The following is a 451-nucleotide window of genomic DNA, read 5'->3' on the forward strand; positions in this document are numbered from 1 at the left end:
TGGCAGGACGCCCCAGCGTTTTGCCGACCACAGCCAGCCAAAGCAGCCGGGAATGATCGCCAGGCCGACCAACGACCAAAGGTGCGCCGTGAGCAGCGGAGAACCCGCGCTTTTCGCCATCAGAGGTAAATAGGTGGCGACAATGATGTAGCCGAATCCGGCGAGACCGTACAGTAGCGCCAGTTGCCACCAGAGCATTGGCTGATTTTCGATTCTTGCTAAAGGCGCGGGCGGCAGTGCATGAGCGCGGGGCGGAATCAACATCGCCACGATTGACAGCAATATACCGGCGAGCGCCCCGGCCCCCAGCCATAGCGAATGGGCCGAAAGCGCATAACGTAGACCGCCAGTGACATATTCATTACCCAGTACAATCCCGGCTCCGACGCCGGAAAAGAGGGCGGCGATAACAAACGGGTGGCGGGTATGATGCAACACAATCATCGATCCA

At 59.2% G+C, this 451-nt stretch carries 1 protein-coding gene; it reads right to left on the reverse strand.

The window, feature by feature from the left end:
- The coding region (locus F7Q90_RS26050) for a YbfB/YjiJ family MFS transporter (protein WP_151161208.1) at positions 1–451 on the reverse strand (451 nt) is incomplete at both ends.

The organism is Pantoea stewartii subsp. stewartii, assembly GCF_008801695.1.
Classification (GTDB): domain Bacteria; phylum Pseudomonadota; class Gammaproteobacteria; order Enterobacterales; family Enterobacteriaceae; genus Pantoea; species Pantoea stewartii.